General features: G+C 50.3%; 3 protein-coding genes. 1 reads left to right on the top strand and 2 read right to left on the bottom strand.

Annotated elements, in window-relative coordinates:
- Positions 1–1,393: FG-GAP repeat domain-containing protein (locus ACESLU_RS13445; protein ID WP_372639143.1), on the top strand; the 1,393-nt coding region annotated here is incomplete at its 5' end.
- A gap of 172 nt (positions 1,394–1,565) precedes the next feature.
- Here ACESLU_RS13445 and ACESLU_RS13450 read toward each other — a convergent pair.
- Both ACESLU_RS13450 and ACESLU_RS13455 read right to left on the bottom strand, forming a co-directional pair.
- Positions 1,566–2,003, bottom strand: a complete 438-nt coding sequence (locus tag ACESLU_RS13450; protein ID WP_372639144.1) for a peptidylprolyl isomerase — start codon at positions 2,001–2,003, stop codon at positions 1,566–1,568.
- Between the two features lie 75 nt (positions 2,004–2,078).
- Positions 2,079–3,149, bottom strand: a 1,071-nt coding sequence (locus ACESLU_RS13455; protein ID WP_372639145.1) for a DUF2914 domain-containing protein, incomplete at its 5' end; no start/stop codon positions are given.

A 3,149-nucleotide genomic window follows, 5' to 3' on the forward strand; every position in this document is an offset into this window, starting at 1 on the left:
CGCCCTGGTGATACTCTCGCTGTGCCTGGCGCCTGCTGCAGCGTCCGGCCAGTCTGTTTCCCATACGACGGACACGGACGCTCCATTCCTCTCGTCTGAATATGCGCGAAAGTCTGACAACGATAGCGATTGCACCCCCATATCCGATCCAAACCGCGCAATTTACGACCGCCGGCCCTGGCCGATGCATTCCATAGATGAGTATCCTCTGTCGGGGTCCGACGGCGTAAAACGGGCTGATGTGAACGGGGATGGCTTTCCGGACCTGGTAAGTGGTTTTGAGGAGGGCGGTAAAACACGTATTTATATCAATCCCGGGGAAGACCGGGTCGATACGGCTCAGTCATGGGAATATGTAACCCTGCCTTCCCCGGATGTGGAGGATGCGCTGTTTATGGATCTGGATGGCAATGGCATAATGGATGTGGTTACCGCTTCCGAGGGAAATACAAATGCGATTGTGTTCCACTGGGCACCGGATGAGGCGGATGATTATCTGGATCCGGATCAGTGGCAATCGCAGCCGGTGCCGGCGGCAGCGGGACGGAGCGCATGGATGTTTGCCGTGCCGGCGGACATGGACCGGCAGCATGGACGGGATATCATTATCGGTTCGAAGAGAAAGAGGGGGGAGGAGGGTGATGACCGGGCCCTGGTAGGCTGGTTGGAAGCTCCGGAACATCCGCGTGATGTTTCGGCGTGGCGATTCCATCCGCTAAGCAGGGCAGGGTGGATTATGTCTATCAAAGTTACCGATATGAATGGAGACGGGCACCGTGACCTGCTGATATCAGACCGAAAGTTCAGTACGCAAACGGGCGTCCGCTGGCTGGAAAATCCGGGTCCCGCTGCGCCGGATTTCTACGCTGAGTGGGAATCTCACATGATCGGGGTGGATGAGGGGGAGCCGATGTTCCTGGAGTGGGCGGACCTCAACGGTGATGGGCTGAAGGATATTATCGTCCCGGATCTAACCGCTCACCTGACGTTGTTTGAACAACGGCGGGATTCGGGCAGCCGGTGGAAGGAGCATCACATAGCATACCCGGATTGGGCCGGATCGCGGGGCAAGGCGGTGGCTGCAGGGGATATGGATCTGGATTGTAATCCCGATATTGTTCTTTCCTTTGAAGAACGCGGAGCAGTTGCGTCTTTGCCCTACGAGGAATATAAAGAGCACGGAAAATACAGCGTCATCTGGGGGGCATACCGGGATGATCCGTTCGGCGGGGACTGGACGTTTTACAAGGCCGGTTCCCTGAAAGGGCGGAAATTCGACCTGGTCAACCTGCTTGACCTGGACGCCGATGGGGATCTCGACATACTAACCAATGATGAAAATGAAGAGGGGGATGGACTGGGGGTCGTTTGGTATGAAAACCCGGTCCGTTAGAGAAGTGACAGTCAGATGTCAGATCTGCTGCGGACTGTTCGCCAAGCCAATGACAAAATGAAGTGACAGAAGGCTTTGAAATATGTGTGATCGGACCTCCTTGCATATAAAAAAGCCCGGACTCGGGTTCCCGAATCCAGGCTTTTACAATAAAATAAATTGAGGCTCATGGTTAGCTTTTCAGCTCAACGAGCTCAATATCGAAGGTTAAGTCCTGGCCAGCCAGCGGGTGGTTGGCATCAAGCTTAACAAATTCATCTTCTACAGACGTAATTTGAACAGGAATAGCCTGTCCGTTTTCCTGCTGTTGCATCTGTAGCTGCATGCCCTCTTCCGGTTCTATGTTGTCGGGCAGATCATCTTTTGAAACTTCGAGTTCCAAATCTTCGCGCCGCTCACCGTAGGCATCTTCAGAGGAAAGCTCGATAGTAGTATCCTCGCCTTCTTCCATACCGATAACGGCTTCTTCAAAACCGGGGATTAATTGTCCTTCTCCCAGCGTAAATTCAAGCGGCTCGCGTTCGCGGGAACTGTCAAAAACAGTTCCGTCTTCAGTTAACTTTCCAGTGTAGTGTACTTTTACGGTGTCACCGTTTTTTACTTTAGGCAAAATACTATCAGTTTTTTTGTTCTTAGAATGTACACCGAATATAAGGGTTTTTAAGGAGAATTGAGACTTTGATTGTTAATTAAATATTTGCGTGGTCAATTCCGACCTGTCAAACGTACTGTCGCGAACCACTTCAAAGCCAATGGATCCCAACACAAGCCCCTCTGTGGTGGTCACATTCACGCGCCAGTGGCCGGGGTGGATATTGGTTTTATAGGTAAATCCCCGAAACCCTCCTTTGCGTCCTCCTATAACCTCGTAGCTTATGGTGTCGCTGGTTTGCCAGCTGTTGGTGCCGGGGTCCAGCCCTTGCCAGACATGCTGGACCGATTTCTTGAGATCGGTGGGAGCAAAGATGGAGGTGTAGACAAAAACAGTGTCGTCCTCGGTGTAATGGAACGTTTGGCTATGGGTCTCCCAGATGCGGTACAGGGTATTCGGCTTTTCATACGTAACTTCGAAGGAACCATCTGTTTTTTGAACATTATAGGCCGGCATTCCCGATTGCAGTGACATGGGGACCGGGGGAATCAGGTTGAAATAGTAGCAGCCGTTAATAAACAGATAAATGGCCAGCAATAAGCCCGTAATCTTCCATCCATTTATTTCGGTGCGGGTAGAGGGACTTCTAAAATAAAGATAAGCGACTAAAAACGCGGTGCAGCTTAATCCCAGCAGTCCCGAAATAAGGAAGATTCTCGTACTCATCTGTCCAATAAGAATGGGAAGAAAAAAAGTAAAAAAGGTAAAGGTCACAAAAAGATACGCCCCAAACTGCAGGTACTTGTTGGAAATGCGGTGTTTGAGCAACTCGTTGGACAGCAAAAGCACGACTAAAATAAGAAAAAAGACCACGGTTTTGGTGAGGCTGACACTCTGAAAAAAGAAGATGACATAAGCGCTTGAAAGTCCCCCTAAAAAGAATTGGACAGCCAGAGGAGCATACTCCTGGTAGGGTTTGAGAAAGGTGCCATCCCAGTGATTGTCGTCAACCAAATTGAAAATATAAAGGCAGATGGTTAGGCCTATCAGATATAAAAACAGCACCGTATTGCTGTACCAGCCATCAATACGTCCCAGCGTGAGGCTATCCCAGATAAATCCACCGATAAAAAAGAGAACAGGAGCGTATTTTTTATGACGATT

The sequence above is a fragment of the Fodinibius sp. genome (assembly GCF_041642155.1).
Taxonomy (GTDB): domain Bacteria; phylum Bacteroidota; class Rhodothermia; order Balneolales; family Balneolaceae; genus Fodinibius.